Source organism: Streptomyces sp. NBC_00078 (genome assembly GCF_026343335.1).
Lineage (GTDB): Bacteria > Actinomycetota > Actinomycetes > Streptomycetales > Streptomycetaceae > Streptomyces.
On the sequence record NZ_JAPELX010000001.1, the window covers coordinates 5,929,122 to 5,954,191 of the forward strand.

The following is a 25,070-nucleotide window of genomic DNA, read 5'->3' on the forward strand; positions in this document are numbered from 1 at the left end:
AGAGGACGGATCATGTCGCGAGTGCCAGGGTGGCTCGGTCGGATCGGCGCCGGACTCACCGAGGTGAGTGAGCGGCTGGACGAGCGCCGCGCCGAGGTGGAGCGGGAGAGTGCCGGGGACGACGGACCCGCTCAGCGCCGCAAGGCGGTGAAGGCTCCGCCGCCCGCGGACCGCACACCCGCACCTCCGCTCCCGCCGGTCACCCGCCCCGACCCCGCGCAGGCCGTGCCCTGGGGCGTACGCGTCGCCGCCGAGGCCGGCTGGCGTCTGCTGGTGCTCGCGGGCACCGTCTGGGTGCTGATGCGGGTCATCAGCGCCGTCCAACTCGTGGTCTTCGCCTTCGTCGTCGCCCTGCTCATCACGGCGCTGCTCCAGCCGACCGTGGCCCGTCTGAAGCGCCACGGCGTGCCGGGCGGTCTCGCCACCGCCCTCACCGCGATCCTCGGCTTCGTCGTCATGGGGCTGATCGGCTGGTTCGTGACCTGGCAGGTCATGGAGAACATCGACAACCTCTCCGACCAGATCCAGAGCGGCATCGACGACCTGCGCAACTGGCTGCTGAAGAGCCCCTTCCACGTCACCGACAAGCAGATCAACCAGATCGCCAAGAACCTGCGGGAAGCGGTCGGCGCGAACACCGACCAGATCACCTCCGCGGGCCTCGAAGGCGTGCAGGTCGTGGTCGAGGCGCTGACCGGCATCCTGCTGACGTTCTTCTCGACCCTGTTCCTGCTCTACGACGGCCGGCGCATCTGGGAGTGGACGCTGAAGCTGGTCCCGGCTGCGGCCCGGCCGGGTGTCGCGGGCGCGGGTCCGAGGGCGTGGCGGACGCTGACGGCCTATGTGCGCGGCACGGTGCTCGTCGCCCTGATCGACGCCATCTTCATCGGCCTCGGCATCTACTTCCTCGACGTCCCCATGGCCGTCCCGCTGGCCGTCTTCATCTTCCTGTTCTCCTTCATCCCGCTCGTCGGTGCCGTGGCGTCCGGCGCGCTGGCCGTGGTCGTCGCACTGGTCACCCAGGGTGTGTTCACCGCGGTCATGACGCTCCTCGTGGTCCTCGCGGTCCAGCAGATCGAGGGCCACATCCTGCAGCCGTTCATCCTGGGCCGCGCGGTGCGCGTCCACCCGCTCGCGGTGGTCCTGTCGGTCGCGGCGGGGGGCATGGTGGCCGGGATCGGCGGCGCGGTGGTCGCCGTACCGCTGGTGGCGGTGACGAACACGGTGGTCGGCTATCTGCGGGCGTACTCCCTGGAACACATTCCCGCGGGCGACGACCTGCCGTCTCCGGCCGGTCCGGCGATCGAGGACGAGGCCGCCGAGGCCGAAGGGGAGGCCGGGGGCGCAACCTCCGGCGACGGCTCCGAGGGCCCCGAGGACGCCGGGAAGGCCCGAGGCGCCGACGCCTGAAAACCGCCCCGGAATCGGTCAAATGAGCGCCGGACAAAGCTATTTGAACCGGCTCCGGGCGCAACTTCCGTCACCCGGCAGGGCCCCTCCCACTTGGGGAGGGGCCCTGCCGGGTTCGCTCTCACTCGGTGCGCAGACCGTCCGGCCGCATCAGCCGCAGCAACGGCGGCAGGCTGAGCAGGGTCACGCCGAGGACGACCCCGGCGCCGATGCCCGTCATCGCGAGCACGCTCGCCCAGTCGACGGTCACCGATTCGCCGGTCATCTTCAGCAGCACCGCGCCCAGCGTCAGTCCGACCACCGACGCCAGCAGCAGACCCAGCGCGATGGGGATCGCCGTCTGCCACAGCACCGACAGGCTCAGCGTGCGGCGCCGGGTCCCGAAGGCGACCAGCGACGACAGCAGCTTCTTGCGCTCGCGCAGCTGCTCCAGCTGGGAGACCAGCAGGCTCGCGCCGATCAGCAGCAGGACGCAGGTGGCACCGACGAACAGCCCGGTGCGGATCGGCCGGAACTGCAGCGATTCCTTGGTGGACGTCAGGTTGAACACGTCCGCCAGCGGATCCAGCCGAGCCGCGGTGTTGCGCGCGTACTCGTCGGCGTCCGCCACCGACCGGTTCAGCGAGAGGTACACCTTCTGGGTCAGGCCGGCCTTCGCCGCCGCGGGCAGCGCGCCCGGGGTGATGAGCAGGCCACCGCGCTCATAGCCGGTCGGGTCCTCGCGCTGTGCCGCCGACTTCACACCGGAGGGCACCTTCCAGGCCGCCGTGTGGTGGGACGTACCGCTGTACGCCGGGTCGAAGTACAGGGTGCGGCCCGTCGAGATCAGTTTCTTCGTGTCGCTGCCGTACTGGTCGCCGACGATGCGGAAGACGTCGCCGTCCCGGCAGGACGTCAGCCGGGCCAGCTCGCGCAGCTGCGCGCAGCTGCCGGCGGCCATCTCCATCTCGTTGTCCGGGTTCATCGGCGCGTTCCCGACCGAACCCTGCGAGATCGCCGTCACCCGGCTCACGCCCTGTGTCCCGGAGAGCGTGCGGTCCACCTCCGACAGGGGTACGTCACCGCGTACGGAGATCTCCATCTGCGCCCGGTCGAGGTCGTTCTTCGTCGTCTTGGTGTAGTCGTGCTCGACCCCGGCGAACAGCATCTGCAGTGCGATCGCGCCGGCCACCGCGACCGCGATGCCGTTGACCATGCGCGCGGCCGAGCCACTGCTCAACTGCAGTCTGCGGACGGCCAGTTGCCAGGAGACCGAGCCTGAGTTAAGCCGGGCGACCACGGCCTCGACGATCCACGGCAGCAGGGCGGTGACGCCGATCAGCAGCAGCACCGTGCCGCCGATCACCATCCACTGGTTGAAGTCGCCGTTGGAGTTGCCCTGCCCCACCATCGGGTAGAGCAGCGCCAGGCCGCCCAGCGGCAGCAGCAGCCGCCACCACAGCCGGCGCCGCGGCGGCTTCGCCGTACGCACCACGCCCAGCGGCTCGATGACGACCCCGCGCAGCGCGAACAGCGTCACCAGGACGGCCGCGGCCGGTACGGCGACGCCGACGAGGGCGACGAGCGCGGGCGACGGGTTGAGGTCGCTCGGGAACACGCTGATGTCCCGTACCTCCAGCAGGGCCGCCAGCTGACGTCCGGTGAAGAAGAAGACGGTGCCGAGGACGAGCCCGAGCAGCGCCCCGGCGAGCGCCTCGCCGCCCGCGATCCGGCGGGCCATCCTGCCGTCCGCGCCGACCAGCCGCAGCGCCGCGAGCCGACGGTCGCGCTGTTCGCCGCCGAAACGGACGGCCGCGGCGATGAACACGCTGACGGGCAGGAGCAGCACTACGAAGATGATCGTGATGAGCAGGATCAGGATCGGGTCCAGCGCGTCCTCCTGGTTCCCGGAAGAGGGCCCGAAGTAGTTGATGCGCTCCACGCGGCCACCGGTCAGATGGTCCTCCAGGCCCGATGCGCCCGCGTAGTAGGTGAGTTCGGCGGGACCGATCAGCCCCGAGTCGTCGATGGTGCCGACGGCGCGGTAGGGGATGCGCTCGCGCAGCAGCCTGCCGTAGTCCGACGCGAGCAGCTTCTTCAGCGCGGGCGAGACGACCATCTCGCCCTTCGCCGGGAACTTTCCGATGCCCGGGGGCATCGGCGCCCGCGCCCCCTCCCGCTCCAGGAGCCGGCCGCGTACGTCCGCGCCGTGGAACGTCGTGTCGGTGGCGCCGACGATCAGCGTGTCGTCCGCCTTGGGCAGCACCTTCCCGCTGTACGTGAAGTCGCTGCGGGCGTTTGAGCGGTGGTTGCGCTCGGACAGTGCGCTCGGTATCGCCGTCGTCAGCAGCAGCAGTGCCACGCCGAGCCCGACGCCGACGGCCGTCAGCAGGGCCCGGGTCCAGCCCTCACGTCCGCCGGCGAAGGCGAACCGCAGTCCCATGGCCAGATCGTCGGCCCACTGCCGTGCCTTCATGCCGCCCGCTCCATGTCCCGGGACTTCCCGTCCCGGACGACGATCTCGCGGTCCGAGTACGCGGCCACCCGTGCCTCGTGCGTGACGAGGACGACGGCGGCGTTGGTGGACCGGGCGGCGTCGGTGAGCAGATCCATCACGCGCTCGCCGTTGAGCGAGTCGAGCGCGCCGGTCGGCTCGTCCGCGAACAGCATCCGGGGGCTGGTGACCAGGGCCCGGGCGACGGCGACGCGCTGCCCCTGGCCGCCGGATACCTCACCGGGCCGCTTCTTCCTCAGGCCGTCGACCTCAAGGCGCTCCATCCACGTCAGCGCGGTCCGCTCGGCCTCCTTGCGGGGGGTGCCGTTCAGCCTGAGCGGCAGTGCGACGTTCTCCACGCACGTCAGCTCCGGCACGAGCTGCCCGAACTGGAACACGAACCCGAACTCGGAGCGTCGCAGCGCACTGCGCTGGGCGTCGCTCATGGTCGCCATCTCGTGCCCGTTGTACGTGATCGAGCCCGAGTCGGGCGTCACGATCCCGGCGAGACAGTGCAGCAGGGTCGACTTGCCGGAACCCGAGGGGCCCATCACGGCGACGACCTCGCCGGGGTGGATGGAGAACTCGGCACCGTCGAGTGCGACGGTCGGCCCGTAGGCCTTGCGCAGCTCGTCAGCGACGAGCAGAGAACCTGCGGGAGTCATCGGGTCACCACTTCCGCGAGCTTGTCGAGGCGCGCGGCGGTCAGTTCCAGCCAGCGCAGATCGGCTTCGAGGTGGAACAGGGCGTGGTCGCAGATCAGCTGGTCGGCCAGGTCCCCCTTCCGCTTCCGGTCGGTCAGGATCCGCATCATGCGCAGGTGCTCGGAGCGCTGCGTGTCGAGGATGTCGGCCGCGTCTCGGTGGGTGAGCAGCGCGAGGACGACCTTGGTGTACAGCGTGGACTGCAGATAAGGCTCGGGCGTTTCCGGTGTCGCGAGCCAGCGCTCCACGTCGGTGATCCCCGCGCCGGTGATGGCGTACCGCTTGCGCTCGGGACCGCCCCCTGCCTCGATTCCGTCGACCTCGACGAGACCGTTCTTCAGCAGGCGGGACATGGTCGAGTAGACCTGGCCGTAGTGCAGCGGCCGGTCGTGACCGAACTTGTCGTCGAAGGCCCGCTTGAGGTCGTAGCCGTGGCGGGGCCCGGACTCCAGGAGCCCTAGGAGAGTGTGACCGATGGACATGCCGAGCACTCTACGCACGGTGTATACGCCTTGCGTATACGTGGAGTGTGTAGATGACGGCGGGGAGGGTGAACCCGCAGCTGGGGGGCGATTGTCACGGTTCTGCTACACGCCCTCAGGTCTCCGGATCCGCCGACGGACGCCCGCGGCGCGGAATCGGGCCGGCGCCTCCAGGCAGCCGCCCCGACTCGTTCAGTGCCCGCCGCAACAGGAACTCGATCTGCGCGTTGGCCGACCGCAGCTCGTCACCGGCCCACCGCGCCAGGGCGTCGTACACCAGGGGGTCGAGCCGCAGCAGCACCTGCTTGCGCTGCTGCGGCCGACGCCTCGCCGAGGAGCTCTCGGAGGGTTCCGTCACTGGTACAAGGCCCCGGTGTTGAGGACGGGCTGCGGTGCGCGGTCCCCGCACAGCACCACCATGAGATTGGACACCATCGCCGCCTTCCGCTCCTCGTCCAGCTCCACGATGTCCCTCCCCCACTGCCTAATGGGCGTGGGAGGTGCCCCCACGGAGATCCGCGCGAGCGCCGCCTCGACCATGCCCACCGCACCGTCCACGATCTGCCGCCGGGCCGCGACGATCGCCCCCGCCTGCTGCCGCTGGAGCATCGCCGAGGCGATCTCGGGAGCGTACGCGAGGTGTGTGAAGCGCGACTCGATGATCTGCACACCGGCGGCCTCCACGCGCGCGTGCAGCTCGATGGCCAGCTTCTCGGTGATCTCCTCCGCGTTGCCGCGCAGCGAGAGCCCGCCCTCGTCGTGGGAGTCGTAGGGGTACTCGATGGCGATGTGCCGTACCGCGGCCTCCGTCTGGGTGGCGACGAAATCCAGGTAGTTGTCCACCTCGAACGTGGCCTGCGCGGTGTCCCGCACCTTCCAGACCACGACCGCGGCGAGCTCGATCGGGTTGCCGTAGGCGTCGTTGACCTTGAGGACGGCGGTCTCGTGGTTGCGAACGCGAGTGGAGATCTTCGTGCGCGAGGTGAACGGGTTCACCCAGCGCAGCCCGTCCTGGCGGATCGTTCCGCGGTAGCGGCCGAAGAGCTGGACGACCCGGGCCTCGCCCGGTGCCACGGTGTTGAGTCCGCGCAGCGAGATCACCGCGGCGACGAGGACGACGACACCGCCGACGGCGAAGGCGGGGTTCACCGACGCGGCCACGAACAGGGCGACCGCGGCCAGCAGGCCGAGCAGCCCGAGCAGCAGCGCGAGCGCGCCGCCGATGCTGTGCGCGGCCGTCTCCCGCACGCGTGGCGTGGGCATCTCGGGTATGTCGGCGGCGGGTGTGGAGTCGTGTGCGGACATGGGTGGCCCCCGTTCTCGTGGTGCGCTCACGCGGTGTTTCCGCCTAGCACTAATCTAGCTAAGTGATATCATTTTACCCCGCTGGGCAACCTTGAACCGCCCTCGCCCGTCGGTTCCTTTGGGACGCGTGCTGATTCTCACGTCCGCAAAACGCCGGATCGACGGACCTTTGCCACATGTCCCGGTGTTAGCTTTCTGAGCTGACTTGAGCGGCGAACCTGTGTGACGTGTGAGCACACATGAACGAAGCGGAGCGGATCGGACCCATGGGACGAGCGGAAGACAGACGAGCGCGACAGCGCGGTGGCCGCCGCGCGGCGCCCACGCGCTCGTCCACGGCATCCATATCCACCGCGTCGGCGGAGGAGCCGGTCACGGTCGTCGGCGGCCGGGCCGCGGCGCGCCGGGCGGCCCAGGGCAAGGGCAGGGCCAAGGGCAAGGCCAAGGCGGGCAAGGACGGCAGGAGCTTCATACGCCGGCTGTTCACCTGGAAGAAGATCGTCGGAACCTTCTTCGGGGTGTGCCTGCTCAGCATGGGTGCGTTCATCGCGCTGTACATGATGATCGGCATACCCAAGGGCAACGCCGACGCCGAGCTGCAGAGCAACGTCTACAAGTACAGCGACGGCTCGCTGCTGACCCGTGACGGTCAGCGCAACCGCGAGATCGTGGACCTGGCCAATGTGCCCAAGCCCGTCCAGAAGACGTTCGTCGCCGCCGAGAACAAGACCTTCTACAAGGACAACGGCGTCGACCTCAAGGGCACCGCCCGCGGTCTGCTCAACACGCTGTCCGGCAAGGGCGCGCAGGGCGGTTCGACGATCACCCAGCAGTACGTCAAGAACTACTACCTGACGCAGAACCAGACCGTCACGCGCAAGCTGAAGGAACTGGTCATCTCGCTGAAGCTGGACCGCACGAAGTCCAAGGACTACATCCTCGCCGGCTACATCAACACCAGCTACTACGGCCGCGGCGCCTACGGCATCCAGGCCGCGGCGCAGGCCTACTACGGCAAAGACGCCCAGAAGCTCACGGTCGCGCAGGGCGCCTACCTCGCCGCGCTGCTGCAGGCACCGAACCAGTACGACCTGGCGATCGCGACCGACACCGGCAAGAAGCTGGTGCAGGCCCGCTGGAACTACGTCCTGGACAACATGGTCGGGCAGGGCTGGCTGGACAAGACGAAGCGCGAGGGCATGACGTTCCCGAAGCTCAAGGCGCCCAAGGCCGCGCCCGGCATGGGCGGCCAGACCGGCTATCTCGTGGACGCGGCCAACAACCAGCTGGCCAAGCAGCTGGTCGCCCAGGGCACCTCCGACAACATCAACGACGCCCTGAACCTGGTCAAGGCCGGCGGCTGGACCATCACGCTCAACATCGACAAGAAGAAGCAGGCGGAGCTGGAGAAGGCCGCCAAGTCGCAGCTGACCAGCAAGCTCGACCCGAAGAAGCGCTCGGTCGACGCGGACGTCCAGGCCGGTGCCGCGTCCGTGAACCCGAAGACGGGCGCCGTCGTCGCGATGTACGGCGGCAAGAGTTACTACCAGCACTTCCGCAACAACGCGACCCGCACGGACTACCAGCCCGCCTCGACGTTCAAGCCGGTGATCCTCGCCGCCGCCCTGGACGAGGACGCCAAGACACAGAGCGGCAAGCCGATCACGGCGAACACGGTCTACGACGGCACCAGCAAGCGCCAGGTCCTGGACAACGGCACCAAGGTCGGGTTCGCCCCGGAGAACGAGGACGACCAGAACTACGGCAACATCACCGTCCAGACGGCCATGAACAAGTCCGTCAACTCCGTCTTCGCACAGATGGGCGTCGACGTCGGCATGGACAAGGTGCTCAAGGTCGCGAGCCAGATGGGCATGGACACCGCCAACCTCAGGTCCGTACCCGCGCAGACCCTCGGCACCATGGGCGCGAGCCCGCTGCAGATGGCCGGCGTGTACGCGACCCTCGACAACCACGGCAGGCAGGTCACGCCGACCATCATCAAGTCGGTGGAGAACAGCAGGCGTTCGGTCACCCTGCCGAACCCGATCGGCGGCCAGGTCGTCAGCCCTGAGGCCGCCGACTCGGTCACCTCCGTGCTGACCGGCGTGGTCGACGACGGTACGGCCAAGGTGTCGGTGCGGGACAGTTCCCACCGCGACGGCCGCAAGGTCGCCGGCAAGACGGGTACGTCCGACGAGAACCGCTCGGCCTGGTTCACCGGCTACACACCCGACCTGGTCACCTCGGTCGGCCTGTTCGGCGAGTCCAAGAAGAACGGCGCGCAGGTCTCGATGTACAAGGCGGGCGGCTTCGACCGCGTCAACGGCGGTGGCTTCCCGGCGCAGATCTGGGCGACGTACACCTTCGGCGTCTCCGCCACGGGCCTCACGTTCGACCTGAACACCACGCAGGGTGCGGCGGTGCAGCCGACGTACACGCCGACGCCCAGCCCGACGCCCAGCCCGACGCCGTCGCAGACACCGACGAGCGCGTCACCGTCGCAGACTCCGTCCAAGTCGCCCTCGCAGACTCCGTCCCAGAGCCCGTCCCAGACGCCCACACAGAGTCCTACGGGGCCGACGCCGACGCCCACGGACGGACAGGGCCCGGTCGATCCGCTCAACCCGAACGACCGGCAGTAACCCGAACAACCAGCGGCAGAGCGACAAGAGGGGGCGCCCGGCAAGATGCCGGGCGCCCTTCGCGTCTTCGAAACGGCGGTTCAGCCCTGCGGAGCGCTCCTGCCGAGCTCGAACCAGACCACTTTCCCGGTGCTCAGCCGCGTCGCCCCCCACCGCCGGGCCAGCTTGTTCACCAGGTACAGGCCGCGTCCGCCCTCGTCGGTGGCCCGCGCCTGCCTCAGCCGCGGCAGCTGCGGCACGTCGTCGCCGACCTCGCACCGCAGCACGTCGGTGCGCAGCAGACGCAGCGTGACCGGCCGGGTCGCGTACCGCACCGCGTTGGTCACGACCTCGCTGACGAGCAGCTCCACGGAGTCGCTCATGTCCTCCATGCCCCACCGGGACAGCGCGCGCCGGGCGAGTCGGCGGGCCCGGCCGGGCGCCGCGTCCTCCGGCTCCAGGAACCAGTACGCCACGTCGCTCGGCGCGATCCCGTCGAAGCGGGCGGCGAGCAGCGCGATGTCGTCGTCCCGGTCGCCCGGACCGAGCATGTCGAGGACCTCGTCGCACAGGGCTTCGAGTGGCGGCGGATGGTCGGGGCCGGTCAGCTGCGCGGTCGCGGCGAGCTTCTCGCGCAGCTGCTCTATCCCGGTCCACACGTCCCGCAGACGGGACTCCACCAGCCCGTCGGTGTAGAGGAGCAGGGTCGCCCCGGCCGGCGCGTCGAGCTCGACGGCCTCGAAGTCGACGCCGCCCACACCGATCGGCGCCCCCGGCGGCACCCGCAGCACCTCGGCGCGGCCGCCCAGGTGCAGCAGGACCGGCGGCGGATGGCCGGCGTTGGCGATGGTGATGCGGTGCGAGACCGGGTCGTAGACGGCGTACAGGCAGGTCGCCATACGGTCGGTGCCCAGGCGCTGCGCCTGTTCGTCGAGGTGGTGCAGCACCTCCTGCGGGGGCAGGTCCAGGCCGGCCAGGGTCTGGGCGGTGGTGCGCAGCTGGCCCATGATGGCCGCCGACGTCATGGAGTGGCCCATCACGTCGCCGACGACGAGGGCCACGCGGCTGCCCGGCAGCGGGATGGCGTCGTACCAGTCGCCGCCCACCCGCGCGGTCTCGGCGGCGGGCAGATAACGGGACGCGAGGCGTACGCCCGTGGGGCGCGGCAGCGTCTCGGGCAGCATGGTGCGCTGCAGCTCGTCGGCGATGTACGCCTCGCGGCCATACAGCACCGCCTTGTCGATGCCGAGCGCGCTGTGTGTGGCGAGCTGGGCGGCGACCAGGAGGTCGTCGGCCTCGAAGGCGATGCGCTCGGGGCGGCGCAGGAAGAGCGCGGCGCCGATCACACGGCGCCGGCCGCGCAGCGGGGCGAGGATCGCGCGCTGACCGCCCGGTACGGCGAACTCTCCACCCTCGCCCAGAAGTTCGGGCAGGGCGGCGCGGGCGGCGGGCGCGTCGGTGAAGACCGGGCGTACCCCGCGCAGCACGTCGGCCAGGGCGCTGCCCGGCCGCACCTCGCACAGTTCGGCGCCGACCGTGTCCAGCTCCGAGACCTCGTGCGGCTCCGGCTGCAGGGCCGGCGAGAACCCGCCCTCGGTGTCCCGCTCCGGCGGAATCCGGTCGGTGCGCCTCAGGCGCAGCAGCAGCGGGCCGGTGGGGCGCTCGTCGCCGACGGGCAGCGGGTCGCGCAGATAGACGAGGATCGCGTCGGAGAACGTCGGCACGGTCGCCCGGCACAGCCCCATGACGATCTCGTCGAGGTCGATGCCGCGGGCGATCCGCCGCGTCGCGGCGCCCACGAAGCGCAACCGGTCGCCGTCCCGTCGCATGGGCGCGGGCCGCCCCGGAAGCAGTCCCTGCCCGGTACGCCGCTCCTGGCCGCCGGCGTCCTGCGTCCGGTCCTGCTGGGTCCCGGGCTGGTCCGGGATGGACTCGGGCACGGGCCGCGGGCGATGGGCGCCCGGTTCCACGGCGGCGGGCTGCGAGTGCTCGGGGCCGCTGATGTCGGAGGAGGGCGAGGCCGGATCCTTTCCCTTGCTGCACGGCGTGGCCGTACCCGGCGTCGACGGTGTCTCCCCGGTGCGACCCTGTGCCGGTAAGGCGGCTGCGGGGGCGGAGGGCGCCGGCGTCGGGGTGTGCAGGAGCGCCCCGCGGGGGTCCGCGGGGGCGGCGCCCGGCTGTGGGCGCTCGAAGGACATGGGGTGCTCCGTCACGCGTGTCGAATCCGTCCGTCCGGGGCTGCGCCTCGGGTGCGCAGTTCGTCCCGCAGGAATCCCGATACCCGGAATACGTGTCCCCGGAACGGAATTCCCGCGTGGTCAGAGGCTGCTTCTGTGCCGTCGGCGACCCGTCTGCGGCTCGCAGCGCTGCCGCACTCGTAACCCTCGCTCACGTCCTGCCGCCCCTCGGTGACGATCGGTCAAGCCCAGCGCGTGCTCCGGGAGTTGCTACTGCGCGCCCACCCGTCACCCGGCCACCGCCCCTCAACGACGGTGCTGCGCACCGGCCCCTGAACACTTGCGGAGGACGATCCTACGGTTGTGGACCGGGGGCGCATCAAGGGTCTCATGAGGACACGTGCGCGGGCGTACGGTCCCAGTCCTCCGGCAAAGACGGTACAGCCCAGGACGGATCCGGGCGCCAGTGCTGCCAGCCGTCCGAGAACGGCGGGCCCCAGGCGCGGATCACCTCCACCGCGGCCCGCCCCGCCTCCCGCACCCGTTCGGCGACCGTGGCGTCCACCAGTCCGTCCCGCTGGGCCTGCGCGAACTCGTCCTCGTCCCGCCAGTGCCAACTGCGGTCCGGGTGCACCGAGATGTCCAGGAAGTGATCCTCGGAGTCGACCCCGCCCTCCCACCGCACCAGCGGCGACTCAAGATTCACGTACCAGTTCTTGAACCGCCAGCCCGGCTCCCAGAACAGCCACACCGACCAGGGCTCGCCGGGCCGGGCAAGCTTCAGCACGCCCGTGCCGAACCAGCGGTCGAACTGGACCGTGCGGGGCTTGGTGTAGCGGGTTTCGAGCGGTTCCACGTGCACAGGCGTACCGTCGGCCAGCACCGGCTTCACACACTCGGTGCCCGGCGCCAGCCAGACGGCGAGCACTTCGGCGTCGTCGCGGACGACGGTGACGGGGCGGGCGATGTGGCAGCGTTTGCCGCCGTTCTCCCGGTACCGCCACAGGATCTGGGTCCCGGCGGCCCAGAAGCCCGTCGATCCGCCCGCTTCCACTTCCGCTCTCACCGCTCCACCGTCCGCCATGAAGAGATATTAGGTGCCACAGGCATACGACGCCGCAGTGCGCGTCACGGTTCACGGCGGGCGCGGCGAAAGGTTACGGATGCGTCATCCGCAGGACATCCAGCGCCTCGTCGAGCTGCTCCAGTGTGAGGTCGCCGCGCTCCACGTACCCGCCGTCCAGGACGACTTGGCGGATCGTCCTCCGTTCGGCGAGCGCCTTCTTGGCGACCTTGGCGGCCTCCTCGTACCCGATGTACTTGTTGAGCGGGGTGACCACGGAGGGCGAGGACTCGGCGTACTCGCGCGCCCGCTCCCGGTTCGCGGTGATCCCGTCCACGGTCCGGTCGGCGAGCAGCCGGGAGACGTTCGCCAGCAGCCGGACGGACTCCAGCACGTTCCTGGCGATGACCGGCAGCATCACGTTGAGCTCGAAGTTGCCGGCGGCGCCCGCGGTGGCCACCGTCGCGTCGTTCCCGACGACCTGGGCGGCGACCATGAGCACGGCCTCGGGGATGACGGGGTTGACCTTGCCGGGCATGATCGAGGACCCGGGCTGCAGGTCGGGGAGAGCGATCTCGGCGAGGCCGGTCCGCGGCCCGGAAGCCATCCAGCGCAGATCGTTGGCAATCTTGGTCAGCCCCACCGCGATGGTCCTGAGCTGCCCGCTCGTCTCGACGATCCCGTCCCGCGCGCCCTGCGCCTCGAAGTGGTCGCGGGCCTCGGTGAGCGGCAGCCCGGTGACCCGGGCGACCTCCTCGATGACCGCCGCGGAGAACCCGGGCGGCGTGTTGATGCCGGTGCCGACCGCCGTCCCCCCGAGGGGCAGCTCGGCGAGGCGGGGGAGGGAGGCGTACAGCCGCTCGACGCCGTACCGGATCTGGGCCGCGTACCCCCCGAACTCCTGCCCCAGCGTCACGGGCGTGGCATCCATCAGATGAGTCCGCCCGGACTTCACGACATCACCGAACTCCTCCGCCTTGCGCTGAAGCGAGCCGGCGAGATGCTCCAGAGCCGGGATGAGATCCCGCGTCACGGCGGCCGTGGCGGCGATGTGGATGGAGGAGGGGAAGACGTCGTTGGACGACTGGGACGCGTTCACATGGTCATTGGGGTGTACGTCCCTGCCGAGCCGCTCCGTGGCGAGGGTGGCGACGACCTCGTTGGTGTTCATGTTCGACGAGGTGCCGGAACCGGTCTGGAAGACGTCGATGGGGAACTGCTCGTCCCAGTCCCCCCGGGCGACCTCCCCGGCCGCCTCCTGGATCGCCTCGGCGATGTCCTTGTCGAGCACGCCGAGCCGTGCGTTCACCTTCGCGGCGGCGCCCTTGATGCGGGCGAGGGCCTCGATGTGGGCGCGCTCGATGCGCTGGCCGGAGACGGGGAAGTTCTCGACGGCACGCTGGGTCTGGGCCCGCCACTTGGCGTCGGCGGGGACACGGACCTCGCCCATGGAGTCGTGCTCGATGCGGTAGTCGGTCATGCCCGTATAGCGATCGGGAGGGTGGGGATGTTCCGGCCCGCACTCCGATCGGCCCCTGTGACGCACATCTCGCGTCCACTGCCCGGATCCGGCGCCCTCCGGGCCACCGGCCCTTCGAGGACCGGGCCGTCGAGGCCGAACGGGCGGCGGGGGCAGATCCGTCCCCCCGCCGCGCCGGGCGCCCTACGCCAGCCCGGGGCCCCGTACCGGAATCGACGTGAACGTCGGAGCCGGAGCAGGATTCTGGAAGAAGTCGTTGCCCTTGTCGTCGACCACGACGAACGCCGGGAAGTCCTCGACCTCGATCTTCCAGACGGCCTCCATGCCGAGCTCCTCGTACTCGACGACCTCGACCTTCTTGATGCAGTCCTGGGCGAGCCGGGCGGCCGGCCCGCCGATGGAGCCGAGGTAGAAGCCGCCGTGCGCGTCACACGCGTCCGTGACCTGCTTGCTCCGGTTGCCCTTGGCGAGCATCACCCTGGAGCCGCCGGCGGCCTGGAACTGCTCGACGTAGGAGTCCATGCGCCCGGCCGTGGTCGGCCCGAAGGAACCGGACGCGTAACCCTCGGGGGTCTTCGCCGGGCCGGCGTAGTACACCGGGTGGTCCTTCAGGTACTGCGGCATCTCCTCGCCCGCGTCCAGCCGCTCCTTGATCTTGGCGTGCGCGATGTCGCGGGCCACGACCAGCGGGCCGGTGAGCGAAAGCCGGGTCTTCACCGGGTACTTGGTCAGCTCGGCGAGGATGTCGTCCATCGGCTGGTTGAGGTCGATCCTGACGACGTCACCCGCCTCGTCGAGGTGCTCGTCCGTGGTCTCCGGCAGGAAGCGCGCAGGGTCCGTCTCCAGCTGCTCCAGGAAGACGCCTTCCGCGGTGATCTTCGCGACGGCCTGGCGGTCGGCGGAGCAGGACACCGCGATGGCGACCGGGCAGGACGCGCCGTGCCGCGGAAGGCGCACGACGCGCACGTCGTGGCAGAAGTACTTGCCGCCGAACTGCGCGCCGATCCCGATCTTCTGCGTCAGCTCGAAGACCTTCTCCTCCAGCTCCTTGTCCCGGAAGCCGTGACCGAGTTCGGAGCCCTCGGCGGGAATCTCGTCCAGGTAGTGCGCGGAGGCGTACTTGGCGGTCTTCAGCGCGTACTCGGCGGACGTACCGCCGACGACGATCGCCAGGTGGTACGGCGGGCAGGCGGCCGTACCCAGCGAACGGATCTTCTCCTCCAGGAACTTCATCATGGAGGCCTCGTTCAGGACGGCCTTCGTCTCCTGGTACAGGAACGACTTGTTGGCGGAGCCGCCGCCCTTCGCCATGAACAGGAACTTGTAGGCGCCGCCGTCGGTGGCGTACAGCTCGATCTGGGCCGGCAGGTTGGAGCCGGTGTTCTTCTCGTCCCACATGGTCAGCGGGGCCATCTGCGAGTAGCGCAGGTTGAGGTTCAGGTACGCGTCGTAGATCCCGCGGCTCAGTGCCGCCTCGTCGCCGCCGTCCGTGAGCACGTTCTGTCCGCGCTTGCCCATGACGATCGCCGTGCCGGTGTCCTGGCACATGGGGAGCACGCCGGCGGCCGCGATGTTGGCGTTCTTCAGCAGGTCCAGGGCCACGAACTTGTCGTTGCCCGACGCCTCGGGGTCGTCGATGATGCGCCGCAGCTGGGCGAGGTGGGCCGGGCGCAGGTAGTGCTGGATGTCGTGGATGGCCTCCTCGGCGAGCTTGCGCAGCGCCTCCGGCTCCACCTTGAGGAACGTCCGCCCGTCGGCCTCGAAGGTGGAGACACCCTCGGAGGTCACCAGCCGGTAGGGGGTGGTGTCCTCTCCCATGGGGAGCAGATCGGTGTACGCGAACTCAGGCATCGCAGCCCATTCCTCACTCGACAGACGACGGCCCGCCGACGTTGGCGGGCGCTCACCAGCGTAGAACCTGCCACCGGCAGGGAGCTTGTGAGGTAAGGCTCAGTTCGAGATCAGTATGGGTTTTCCACAGGTCCGGAATAGGGCTAGTCGCGATCTATCGCGTTTCGGTACGCTGCTGCCGTGGACCTTCACAAGCACACCGAACCCGCGCCCGCGGTGGCCGACCTGCGCGCCTCGGACGCCGACCGCGACCGCATCGCCGACCTCCTGCGCGACGCCCTCGCCGAGGGGCGCCTGACAGCCGACGAGCACGCCGAGCGTGTGGAGGGTGTGCTCGCCGCCAAGACGGTCGGCGAGCTGGAGGTCTTCATACGGGACCTGCCCGCCGCCCACCGGCACCGCGCGGCCCCCGGCTTCGCCGCGGCCCCGAACCGGCCCACGGTGGGGGCGATCCCGGCGGACCCCGACGACAATGTGGTGGCGGTGTTCAGCAGCGCCGCCCGCAAGGGCCGCTGGCGCGCGGGCCGCCGTATCCACGCGTACGCGGTCTTCGGCACCGTGGAGATAGACCTCAGCGAGGCGCTCTTCGAGTACCAGCAGGTCGTGATCAAGGCCATCTCCGTGTTCGGCAACGTCGAGGTCCGAGTCCCGGAGAACGTGTCGCTGCGCGGCACCGGCGGCGGCGTACTGGGCAACTTCGAGGTGGACACCCTCGACTCGACGGATCCGGACGCCCCGGTCGTCTACGTCGACGGATGGGCCGTCCTCGGCAATGTCGAGGCGCGGCCGAAGCGCGGCAAGCTCGTCGCCGACATCCTCGATCGTGTCCAGCACAAGGTCGACAGGAGTTTGCGCAAGCATCTGGATCGTTGACGGTTGTGAATCCGGCCGTGTTTCCGGGGAACCGGTCCACCCCGGCCGGGGTGGGAGGCGTGCCTGAGCACCCGAAACCCAGCGGTTGGGAACTCAGTGCATAGGCACGCGCACAGCGGGTAGGCCTTGCTGCATCGTCGCTCGCTCGCGAAGCCGTCGTCAGGAGTAGACCGTGCTGCAACCGCCGCATTCGTCCCTGCAGGTAGCTGCCGTTTTGGCCCAGCGGGTGCCAGTGCGGGACAGGGACCAAGACGCTCCATGGCACACCGAGGCGGTGTGCCGGCGCGACGAGGCCGGCCTGTTCTTCGCCCCCTCCAAGGAACCCACTGCCGCCCGGCTCTCCCGCGAGGAGGCCGCCAAGCGAGTCTGTGCCCGCTGCCCGGTCATGGTCGAGTGCCGAGAGCACGCGCTGCTGCAACCCGAGCCCTACGGCGTCTGGGGCGGCCTCACCGCCGCCGAGCGCCGCGTCGTCCTGGCCCGGCGCCGCCGCCGCGAGATGGAACTGAAGAAGACGGCGCGGGCGGATCAGATAGCGGCCGCCGGCTGACCGGCCCACCGCACGCGAAAGGGGCGCCCCCTAGAAACCGCCCGCACCAGGGGGCGCCCCTTTTCCGCACGCTCAGTGGCTCTGCCGCACGCCGGAGCCGGAGCTATTTGGCGCGATCGAAATCAATCGCGCTGTAGGCGCGCAGCTTGCTGAGCCGGTGCTCGGAGTCGATCCTGCGCACCGTCCCCGACTTCGACCGCATCACGATCGAGTCGGTCGTCGCGGTCTCCGAGCGGTACCGCACACCCCGCAGCAGCTCGCCGTCGGTGATCCCGGTCGCCACGAAGAACACGTTCTCCCCGGACACGAGGTCGTCGGTCGTCAGCACCCGGCCGAGGTCGTGCCCGGCGTCGATGGCCCGCGCCCGCTCCTCGTCGTCCTTCGGCCACAGCTTGCCCTGGATCGTCCCGCCCAGGCACTTCACCGCACAGGCGGAGATGATTCCCTCGGGCGTACCGCCGATGCCGAGCAGCATGTCGACGCCGGTGCCCTCGCGGAGCGCGTAGATCGAACCGGCGACATCGCCGTCGGAGATCAGCTTGATGCGTGCGCCGGCCTCCCGGATCTCCTTGATGATCCCCTCGTGCCGAGGCCGGTCCAGGATCACCACGGTGACGTCCTCCGGCGTGGAGCGCTTCGCCTTGGCGACCCGGCGGATGTTCACGGACACCGGCGCGTCGATGTCGACGAAGTCGGCGGCCTCGGGGCCGGTGACCAGCTTGTCCATGTAGAAGACGGCGGACGGGTCGAACATCGACCCGCGGTCGGCGGCGGCCAGCACCGCGATGGCGTTCGGCATGCCCTTGGCGGTCAGCGTCGTGCCGTCGATCGGATCGACGGCGATGTCGCACTCAGGGCCGGTCCCGTCACCGACGCGCTCGCCGTTGAAGAGCATCGGGGCCTCGTCCTTCTCGCCCTCGCCGATGACGACCACGCCGTTCATCGACACGGTGGAGACGAGGGAGCGCATGGCGCGCACCGCGGCACCGTCGGCGCCGTTCTTGTCGCCCCGCCCGACCCAGCGGCCCGCGGCCATCGCGGCTGCTTCGGTCACCCGGACGAGCTCCAGGGCAAGGTTGCGGTCAGGGGCTTCGCGGGGAACTTCGAGTTCGGACGGCAACTGATGATGCTCGGTCATCGAGGCGCACCTTTCTGATACGACGACGGCCGGATGAGGGTTCGACCAACGACTCTATCGTCAGTCCGACAAAATGAGCAGGGGACCCCACGGATGAGCGGACCGGGCACCTGCGACGATAGGGGGCGTGGCAGGTTCGAACGGCAAGCAGAAGACGGTCCGGGACATGATCCTCTCCCTGGGCCTCATCGGGATCGCGGCGGCGCTCATCTACGTCTTCATTCCGCACGGGGACTCGGCTCCGGATATCAAGCCGGTCGACTACCGCGTCGAGCTGCTCACGGCACGCCGCGCCGCGGCCTACCCGGTGGCCGCCCCCGAGGGCCTGTCCAAGGACTGGAAGGCGACCTCGGTCCGCTTCCAGGGCGACAACTTCGACGCCTGGCACCTGGGCTTCCACACTCCCGACGCCCAGTACGTGCAGATCGAGCAGTCGACTCAGCGGCCGTCGGAGTTCATCGACGACGCCAGCCAGGGCGCATCGGCGACCAAGGCCACCCAGCGGATCGACGGCAGGACGTGGACGCGTTACACCGGCGGCCGATACGACGCCCTCGTGCTCACGGGGAAGGGCTCGACGACCGTGGTCGCGGGCACGGGCTCGTTCCGGCAGCTGACGGAGATGGCGCAGGCGCTGAAGGCGTCGTAGGCGTATGTGCGTGACGAAGGCCCCCGGCGCGGTCGCCGGGGGCCTTCGTCGTGCGCGGTGGCCGCTCAGACCGTGGTGACGACCTCGTCGTACGCCAGGCGCGGGGAGCGCGGGAACCAGGCGTCCTCGCCCGGCTTGCCGATGTTGACGACCATCAGCGGGGTGTGGTCGTCGTCCAGGAACTCCTTCTGGACGCCCGCGAAGTCGAGACCGGTCATCGGGCCGGCGGCGAGGCCCGCGGCACGGACGCCGATGATGAAGTAGGCGGCCTGCAGCGCGGCGTTCAGGCCGGCGGCACCCTCACGGGCCGGGCGCTCGGAGAAGAAGACGTCCTTGGCGGCCGGGAAGTGCGGGAAGAGGGTCGGCAGCTCCTCGTGGAACTCGTTGTCCGCGGAGAGGATCGCGACCAGCGGGGCGGTGGCTGTCTTGGGCTGGTTGCCCTCGGCCATGTGCTGCACCAGGCGCTCGCGGGCCTCGGCGGAGCGGACCAGGGTGACGCGCAGCGGCGACTGGTTGAAGGCGGTCGGGCCGTACTTGACGAGGTCGTAGATCGCCTGGATCTGCTCGTCCGTCACCGGCTCGTCGGTGAAGGTGTTGGCGGTACGGGCCTCGCGGAACAGCAGGTCCTGGGCGGCGGGGTCGAGAACGAGAGACATGCGTGAACTTCCTCGGGGTGGCATCCGGGCTACAACCGGACCGCGGTCCGGAAAGGCTGACGACACCGAATGTACGCGAAGAAAGGTGAAAGTTAAAGCTTCAACGAAATTCAGGGTGTGGTGATCCGCCTCACAACAGATCACCTTCGGTAGGGCTACTCGCCGGGCTCTTCCCCGGCCGCTTCCTCCCCGGCCGCTTCCTCCCCGGCCAGCGCCGCGTCCAGCCGTGCCCGCGCCCCGTCCAGCCAGCGCCGGCACACCTTGGCCAGCTCCTCGCCCCGCTCCCAGAGCGCGAGGGACTCCTCAAGCGTCGTGCCGCCCGCCTCCAGCCGGCGTACGACCTCGATCAGCTCGTCCCGGGCCTGCTCGTAGCCGAGCGTCTCTTCCGCCACCTTGCTGGTCATCCGCCCACCCTATGCGTCGACTCGTACGGAGAACTCGCCCTCGGAGACCCGCGCCCGCAGCGTCTCGTCCGCATCGACCTCGGCCGGGTCGCGGACGACATGCCCGTCGGTCTTCTGCAGCACGGCGTACCCGCGCTTCAGGGTGGCGGCGGGGGAGAGAGCCACCACGCGCGCGTGCGTGTGCGTCAGCTCGGAGTCGGCGCGGTCGAGGAGGTGCCGGAGCGTGCGCCGGGAGCGGTCGAGCAGCGAGGCGACGTGATCGGCCCGCTCGTCGATCATCCGGTGCGGATCCTCCATCGAGGGCCGCGCGAGGGCATGCGCGAGCCCGCGCTCCTCGCGCTCGACGACGGCCTCGACGCACCGCCGGGCCCGGTCGCGCAGCAACCGCACCCGCTCGTACTCCTCACCCACGTCCGGTACGACCTTCTTGGCGGCGTCGGTGGGGGTGGAGGCGCGCAGGTCGGCCACGTAGTCCAGGAGAGGGGTGTCGGGCTCGTGCCCGATGGCGGAGACGACCGGCGTACGGCACTCGGCGACGGCGCGGACGAGCTGCTCGTCGGAGAACGGCAGCAGATCCTCCACGCTGCCGCCGCCGCGCGCGACGATGATCACGTCCACGTCCCCGAGCCCGTCGAGTTCCTTCACCGCCTGCACCACCTGAGGGACGGCGTGCACGCCCTGCACGGCGACGTTGCGCACCTCGAAGCGGACGGCGGGCCAGCGGTGCCGGGCGTTTTCGAGGACGTCCCGCTCGGCGGCGGAGGCGCGGCCGCAGACGAGCCCGATGAGCTGCGGAAGAAAGGGCAATGCCTTCTTCCGCTCCGCTGCGAACAATCCCTCGGCGGCCAGTGTCTTCTTCAACTGCTCCAGCCGGGCGAGGAGTTCACCGACGCCCACGGGCCTTATCTCGGCCGCCCGCAGCGACAACTGCCCACGCGGCGCATACCACTCGGGCTTGGCGAGCACGACGACCCGCGCGCCCTCGCTGACGACATCGGCGACCGCGTCGAACACCTGCCGGTAGCAGGTGACGCTGATGGAGATGTCGTACGAGGGATCACGCAACGTCAGAAACACCACGCCGGCACCGGGCCGCCGCGAGAGCTGAGTGATCTGCCCCTCGACCCAGACGGCACCGAGCCGGTCGATCCATCCCCCGATGAGCCGCGACACCTCACCGACGGGCAGCGGAGCTTCCGCGGACGTGTTGAGAGCCATGCCGCGAGCGTATAGGCCGGCACCGACACTTCGGCCCGTCAGGCGTTCGAAGCGGGGCCGTCCCGGACAGGGGCGGCGGTGGCGCGCTCCGCCGTGCAGGTCCCGGACATCATGCCTCCGTCAGCGCCTCGCCCGTCGTGTCCCGCCCCACTCCTCCCGCTCCATGACCAGTCTCCCCATGGGCGCGATCTTCGACGCGCCGGACGCGGCCTTACGATGGTTCGCATGACTGCTTCGCCTGGCCGCCGTGTCCTGCTCGCCGCTCCCCGTGGCTACTGCGCGGGTGTGGACCGCGCCGTGATCGCCGTCGAGCAAGCCCTGGAGCAGTACGGGGCTCCGATCTACGTCCGGCACGAGATCGTGCACAACAAGTACGTCGTGCAGACCCTGGAGAAGAAGGGCGCCATTTTCGTCGAGCGGACGGAGGAGGTTCCCGAGGGGAACATCGTCATGTTCTCCGCGCACGGAGTCGCTCCCGTCGTCCACGAGGAGGCCGCACGGGGCAAGCTCGCCACGATCGACGCGACCTGCCCGCTCGTCACCAAGGTCCACAAGGAAGCCGTCCGCTTCGCGGGCGAGGACTACGACATCCTCCTGATCGGGCACGAGGGCCACGAGGAGGTCATCGGCACCTCCGGCGAGGCCCCCGAGCACATCCAGCTCGTCGACGGACCCGAGGACGTCGCCAAGGTGGAGGTCCGCGACCCCTCCAAGGTCGTGTGGCTGTCCCAGACCACCCTCTCCGTCGACGAGACGATGGAGACCGTCGACGCGCTGCAGGAGAAGTTCCCGCAGCTGATCTCGCCGCCCAGCGACGACATCTGCTATGCCACGCAGAACCGCCAGCTCGCGGTGAAGCAGATGGGCGCCGAGGCGGAACTCGTGATCGTGGTCGGCTCCCGCAACTCCTCGAACTCCAAGCGCCTGGTCGAGGTCGCCAAGCTCGCCGGTTCCCGCGAGGCCTACCTCGTGGACTTCGCCGACGAGATCGACGAGGCCTGGCTGGAGGGCGTGTCCACGGTCGGCGTCACCTCCGGTGCCTCCGTCCCCGAGGTCCTGGTCGAGCAGGTCCTGGAGTGGCTCGGGCAGCGCGGCTTCGAGGACGTGGAGATCGTCAAGGCGGCCGAGGAGTCCATCACCTTCTCGCTGCCCAAGGAGCTGCGCCGCGATCTGCGCGACGAGGCGGCGTCCCTGATCGCGGAGCGAACGGGCACCTCACAGGAGTGACTGTCAGTCGTACGCCGTAACGTAGGGCCATGCAGATCTTCGGCATTGACATCGGTGGATCCGGGATCAAGGGCGCCCCTGTGGACCTGGACAAGGGGGACCTGGCCCAGGAGCGCTGCAAGGTGCTCACTCCGCACCCCGCGACGCCCGACGGCGTGGCCGACGGCGTGAAGCAGGTCGTCGACCACTTCGGCTGGACCGGTCCGGTCGGCCTCACCTTCCCCGGAGTGGTCACCGGCGGGTCCACCATCCGTACGGCGGCGAACGTCGACAAGAGCTGGATCGACACGGACGCGCGCGCGTTGTTCAGCGAGCGGCTCGGCGGCCTCCCGGTGACCGTGGTGAACGACGCGGACGCGGCGGGCGTCGCCGAGGTGCACTTCGGCGCGGGCAGGGACCGCAAGGGCACGGTCATCCTGCTGACCTTCGGCACCGGCATCGGCAGCGCCGTGTTCATCGACGGCGTCCTCGTGCCCAACACCGAGCTGGGCCACCTGGAGCTGCACGGCCACGACGCGGAGAAGCGCGCCTCCAGCAAGGCCAAGGACGACGGTGAGCTGACGTGGGAGCACTGGGCCCACCGCGTGCAGAAGTACCTCACCCACGTCGAGATGCTGTTCTCGCCCGAGCTGTTCGTCATCGGCGGCGGCGTCAGCCGCAAGTCCGAGAAGTTCCTGCACTTCATCAAGGGCATCAAGGCGGAGATCGTCCCGGCCCAGCTGCAGAACAACGCGGGAATCGTGGGAGCGGCGATGCACGCGGCGGACAGCCCGGGGAAGTAGGACCCGCGTCAGTGCGCGGGGGGACGGTGCAGGTCGGTCCGGCGGCGCAGCAGGACCACCTTCCTTACGGTGGCGATCACACCCGCGACCAGTGTCCCCCCGTACAGCCACACGGCCTGGGTGGCCAGCGCCGTCACCAGGCCCATCAGCCGGCCGGGCAGCCCGCCGCCGCTGTCGGCCACGGGGAGCAGGCCCACCGCGAAGGCGATCGGTACGACGACGGGGGCGGTCAGCAGGTCGCCCTTGCGCGTCCAGATCGCGGTCAGCAGGCACACCGGCAGGAACAGCACGCCGTACAAGGTCGGTGACGCCCCGAACAGCAGCTGGTCGAGGCACCCGAACACGAACATCAGCGCCGCGCAGAAAAGACCGCTGCCCAGCCCGGTCAGCCGCGGATTGGGCATCCGCCGCACCGTCTCGAACAGCGGCGGACCCGGCCTGCGTACCCCCGGCGACCGATCCGCAGGACGGGCGGTCGCGGGACGCTGTGCGGCGGGCCGCCTGCCGCCGTCCGCGCCGCCGCCCCTTCCCTCGCGCCTCGCCTGTGGCGGCAGCGGGTGCGTGCCGCGGTGCGTTCCGTTGTGCGGGGGTCGCGACCTGTGTTGCTCCACCTGACCAACTTAGGTCGGCTTATGTGCCCAATCGCCCTTCAGACACGCCGATGGGACGAGCTTGGCCAAGCGTTCGACGGGGAGCCGGGGCGGCGACCGGTACGCCGTAGACTGGTGGATCGGCCCGCCCGCGCACCGAAGAAGGACCGGGCCCACAGCCCCAGTCCCCTGATGTCTCTCACGTACGGGAAGTCGCAACGTGTCGCTCACGATCGGAATCGTCGGCCTGCCGAATGTCGGCAAATCGACCCTGTTCAACGCCCTGACCAAGAACGACGTGCTCGCGGCCAACTACCCGTTCGCCACGATCGAGCCCAATGTGGGCGTGGTCGGCGTCCCCGACGCCCGGCTGACGAAACTGGCCGAGATCTTCTCCTCTCAGCGGGTCCTCCCGGCGACGGTCGACTTCGTCGACATCGCGGGCATCGTGAAGGGCGCGTCCGAGGGCGAGGGCCTGGGCAACAAGTTCCTCGCGAACATCCGTGAGTCCGACGCGATCTGCCAGGTCATCCGCGCCTTCAAGGACGAGAACGTCGTGCACGTCGACGGCAAGGTCTCGCCGAAGGACGACATCGAGACGATCAACACCGAGCTGATCCTCGCCGACCTCCAGACCATCGAGAAGGTCCTGCCCCGGCTCCAGAAGGAGTCGCGGATCAAGAAGGACATCGGGCCCAAGGTCAAGGCCGTCGAGGAGGCCAAGGAGATCCTGGAGCGCGGTGACACCCTCTTCTCGCAGGGCATCGTCCAGGGCTCCGGCAACGAGGAACTCCTCCACGACCTGCACCTCCTGACGACCAAGCCTTTCCTCTACGTCTTCAACGTCGACGAGGACGAACTGGTCGACGAGGACTTCAAGAACGAGCAGCGCGCCCTGGTCGCCCCCGCCGAGGCGATCTTCCTCAACGCCAAGCTCGAGGCGGACCTCGCCGAACTCGACGAGGAGGACGCCCTGGAGCTGCTGGAGTCCGTCGGCGCCGAGGAGCCCGGCCTCGCCACCCTCGCGCACGTGGGCTTCAACACCCTCGGCCTGCAGACCTACCTCACGGCCGGCCCCAAGGAATCCCGCGCCTGGACCATCAAGAAGGGCGCCACCGCCCCCGAGGCCGCCGGCGTCATCCACACCGACTTCCAGAAGGGCTTCATCAAGGCGGAGGTCATCTCCTTCCACGACCTGGTGGAGACGGGTTCGGTCGCCGAGGCCCGCGCCAAGGGCAAGGCGCGGATGGAAGGCAAGGACTATGTGATGCAGGACGGGGATGTGGTGGAGTTCCGCTTCAACGTGTAGCGGGTGACTTATCACCACGTCGCTGATCTTGCAAACATGCAGATCAGAGAGGGTCCGACTCTTCGGGGTCGGGCCCTGAGTTTTTCCCGTGCTGGGATGGTGCTGGGA

22 protein-coding genes are annotated in these 25,070 nt (G+C 69.7%); 8 read left to right on the plus strand and 14 right to left on the minus strand.

Annotated elements, in window-relative coordinates:
- Positions 1-12: 12 nt before the first annotated feature.
- Positions 13-1,410: an AI-2E family transporter gene (locus tag OOK07_RS27970; protein ID WP_266799195.1), complete on the plus strand. Its 1,398-nt coding sequence runs from the start codon at positions 13-15 to the stop codon at positions 1,408-1,410.
- A gap of 121 nt (positions 1,411-1,531) precedes the next feature.
- Here the strand turns inward: OOK07_RS27970 and OOK07_RS27975 are convergent, their stop codons facing one another.
- From OOK07_RS27975 to OOK07_RS27995, 5 genes are all read right to left on the minus strand, one after another.
- Positions 1,532-3,865, minus strand: coding sequence for an ABC transporter permease (locus OOK07_RS27975; protein WP_266799197.1), 2,334 nt, complete (start codon positions 3,863-3,865; stop codon positions 1,532-1,534).
- Positions 3,862-4,548: an ABC transporter ATP-binding protein gene (locus tag OOK07_RS27980; protein WP_266684390.1), complete on the minus strand. Its 687-nt coding sequence runs from the start codon at positions 4,546-4,548 to the stop codon at positions 3,862-3,864. The genes OOK07_RS27975 and OOK07_RS27980 overlap by 4 nt, the downstream gene beginning before the upstream one ends.
- Positions 4,545-5,069: a PadR family transcriptional regulator gene (locus OOK07_RS27985; RefSeq protein ID WP_266684392.1), complete on the minus strand. Its 525-nt coding sequence runs from the start codon at positions 5,067-5,069 to the stop codon at positions 4,545-4,547. Before OOK07_RS27985 ends, OOK07_RS27980 begins: the two co-directional genes overlap by 4 nt.
- A 115-nt stretch (positions 5,070-5,184) precedes the next feature.
- Entirely contained in the window at positions 5,185-5,427 is a 243-nt protein-coding gene (locus OOK07_RS27990) for a type II toxin-antitoxin system antitoxin (protein ID WP_266684394.1), read from the minus strand.
- A complete protein-coding gene (locus tag OOK07_RS27995; protein WP_266799200.1) occupies positions 5,424-6,374 on the minus strand; it encodes an SPFH domain-containing protein in 951 nt (316 codons plus the stop codon). The genes OOK07_RS27990 and OOK07_RS27995 overlap by 4 nt, the downstream gene beginning before the upstream one ends.
- 266 nt (positions 6,375-6,640) lie before the next feature.
- On the opposite strand from OOK07_RS27995, the gene OOK07_RS28000 reads away from it, so the two are divergent.
- Entirely contained in the window at positions 6,641-9,019 is a 2,379-nt protein-coding gene (locus tag OOK07_RS28000) for a transglycosylase domain-containing protein (protein WP_266799201.1), read from the plus strand.
- An 80-nt stretch (positions 9,020-9,099) separates the two neighbouring features.
- Here OOK07_RS28000 and OOK07_RS28005 read toward each other — a convergent pair whose 3' ends face one another.
- From OOK07_RS28005 to OOK07_RS28020, 4 genes are all read right to left on the minus strand, one after another.
- Positions 9,100-11,196, minus strand: coding sequence for a SpoIIE family protein phosphatase (locus tag OOK07_RS28005; protein WP_266799202.1), 2,097 nt, complete (start codon positions 11,194-11,196; stop codon positions 9,100-9,102).
- Positions 11,197-11,563: 367 nt separating this feature from the next.
- The gene (gene fomD / locus OOK07_RS28010) at positions 11,564-12,259 is read right to left on the minus strand and encodes a cytidylyl-2-hydroxypropylphosphonate hydrolase (RefSeq protein WP_266799204.1); all 696 of its coding nucleotides are present in this window, start codon (positions 12,257-12,259) and stop codon (positions 11,564-11,566) included.
- A gap of 73 nt (positions 12,260-12,332) precedes the next feature.
- Positions 12,333-13,718: a class II fumarate hydratase gene (locus OOK07_RS28015; protein ID WP_266799205.1), complete on the minus strand. Its 1,386-nt coding sequence runs from the start codon at positions 13,716-13,718 to the stop codon at positions 12,333-12,335.
- Between the two features lie 183 nt (positions 13,719-13,901).
- Positions 13,902-15,569, minus strand: a complete 1,668-nt coding sequence (locus OOK07_RS28020; protein ID WP_266799207.1) for a fumarate hydratase — start codon at positions 15,567-15,569, stop codon at positions 13,902-13,904.
- A 180-nt stretch (positions 15,570-15,749) separates the two neighbouring features.
- On the opposite strand from OOK07_RS28020, the gene OOK07_RS28025 reads away from it, so the two are divergent.
- Positions 15,750-16,442 (plus strand): DUF1707 SHOCT-like domain-containing protein, encoded by a 693-nt coding sequence (locus tag OOK07_RS28025; RefSeq protein WP_266799209.1) that lies wholly within the window; start codon positions 15,750-15,752, stop codon positions 16,440-16,442.
- Between the two features lie 172 nt (positions 16,443-16,614).
- Complete coding sequence (locus OOK07_RS28030; protein ID WP_266684410.1) at positions 16,615-16,989, plus strand: WhiB family transcriptional regulator; 375 nt, start codon at positions 16,615-16,617, stop codon at positions 16,987-16,989.
- 103 nt (positions 16,990-17,092) lie between these two features.
- On the opposite strand, the gene glpX is transcribed toward OOK07_RS28030, so the two are convergent.
- A complete protein-coding gene (gene glpX / locus OOK07_RS28035) occupies positions 17,093-18,127 on the minus strand; it encodes a class II fructose-bisphosphatase (protein ID WP_266684411.1) in 1,035 nt (344 codons plus the stop codon).
- 127 nt (positions 18,128-18,254) lie between these two features.
- Between glpX and OOK07_RS28040 the strand changes: the two genes are divergently transcribed.
- Entirely contained in the window at positions 18,255-18,776 is a 522-nt protein-coding gene (locus tag OOK07_RS28040) for a DUF4245 domain-containing protein (RefSeq protein WP_266799210.1), read from the plus strand.
- 65 nt (positions 18,777-18,841) lie between these two features.
- On the opposite strand, the gene OOK07_RS28045 is transcribed toward OOK07_RS28040, so the two are convergent.
- The 3 genes from OOK07_RS28045 to xseA all read right to left on the minus strand — a co-directional run bounded on the left by OOK07_RS28045 (position 18,842) and on the right by xseA (position 21,054).
- Complete coding sequence (locus OOK07_RS28045; RefSeq protein WP_266684414.1) at positions 18,842-19,432, minus strand: malonic semialdehyde reductase; 591 nt, start codon at positions 19,430-19,432, stop codon at positions 18,842-18,844.
- A gap of 155 nt (positions 19,433-19,587) precedes the next feature.
- Complete coding sequence (locus OOK07_RS28050) at positions 19,588-19,836, minus strand: exodeoxyribonuclease VII small subunit (protein WP_266684415.1); 249 nt, start codon at positions 19,834-19,836, stop codon at positions 19,588-19,590.
- A 9-nt stretch (positions 19,837-19,845) separates the two neighbouring features.
- Positions 19,846-21,054, minus strand: coding sequence for an exodeoxyribonuclease VII large subunit (gene xseA / locus OOK07_RS28055; protein ID WP_266684417.1), 1,209 nt, complete (start codon positions 21,052-21,054; stop codon positions 19,846-19,848).
- Between the two features lie 216 nt (positions 21,055-21,270).
- Here xseA and OOK07_RS28060 point away from each other — a divergent pair, with 216 nt between their 5' ends.
- Both OOK07_RS28060 and ppgK read left to right on the plus strand, forming a co-directional pair.
- A complete protein-coding gene (locus OOK07_RS28060) occupies positions 21,271-22,281 on the plus strand; it encodes a 4-hydroxy-3-methylbut-2-enyl diphosphate reductase (RefSeq protein WP_266684419.1) in 1,011 nt (336 codons plus the stop codon).
- A gap of 29 nt (positions 22,282-22,310) precedes the next feature.
- Positions 22,311-23,063, plus strand: coding sequence for a polyphosphate--glucose phosphotransferase (ppgK, locus tag OOK07_RS28065; protein WP_266799213.1), 753 nt, complete (start codon positions 22,311-22,313; stop codon positions 23,061-23,063).
- Between the two features lie 8 nt (positions 23,064-23,071).
- Here the strand turns inward: ppgK and OOK07_RS28070 are convergent, their stop codons facing one another.
- Positions 23,072-23,467 carry a DUF6542 domain-containing protein gene (locus tag OOK07_RS28070; RefSeq protein WP_405670768.1) on the minus strand — a complete coding sequence of 132 codons (396 nt, stop codon included), beginning with the start codon at positions 23,465-23,467 and terminating at the stop codon, positions 23,072-23,074.
- Between the two features lie 406 nt (positions 23,468-23,873).
- Between OOK07_RS28070 and ychF the strand changes: the two genes are divergently transcribed.
- Positions 23,874-24,962 (plus strand): redox-regulated ATPase YchF, encoded by a 1,089-nt coding sequence (ychF, locus tag OOK07_RS28075; RefSeq protein WP_266684423.1) that lies wholly within the window; start codon positions 23,874-23,876, stop codon positions 24,960-24,962.
- Positions 24,963-25,070 lie beyond the last annotated feature (108 nt).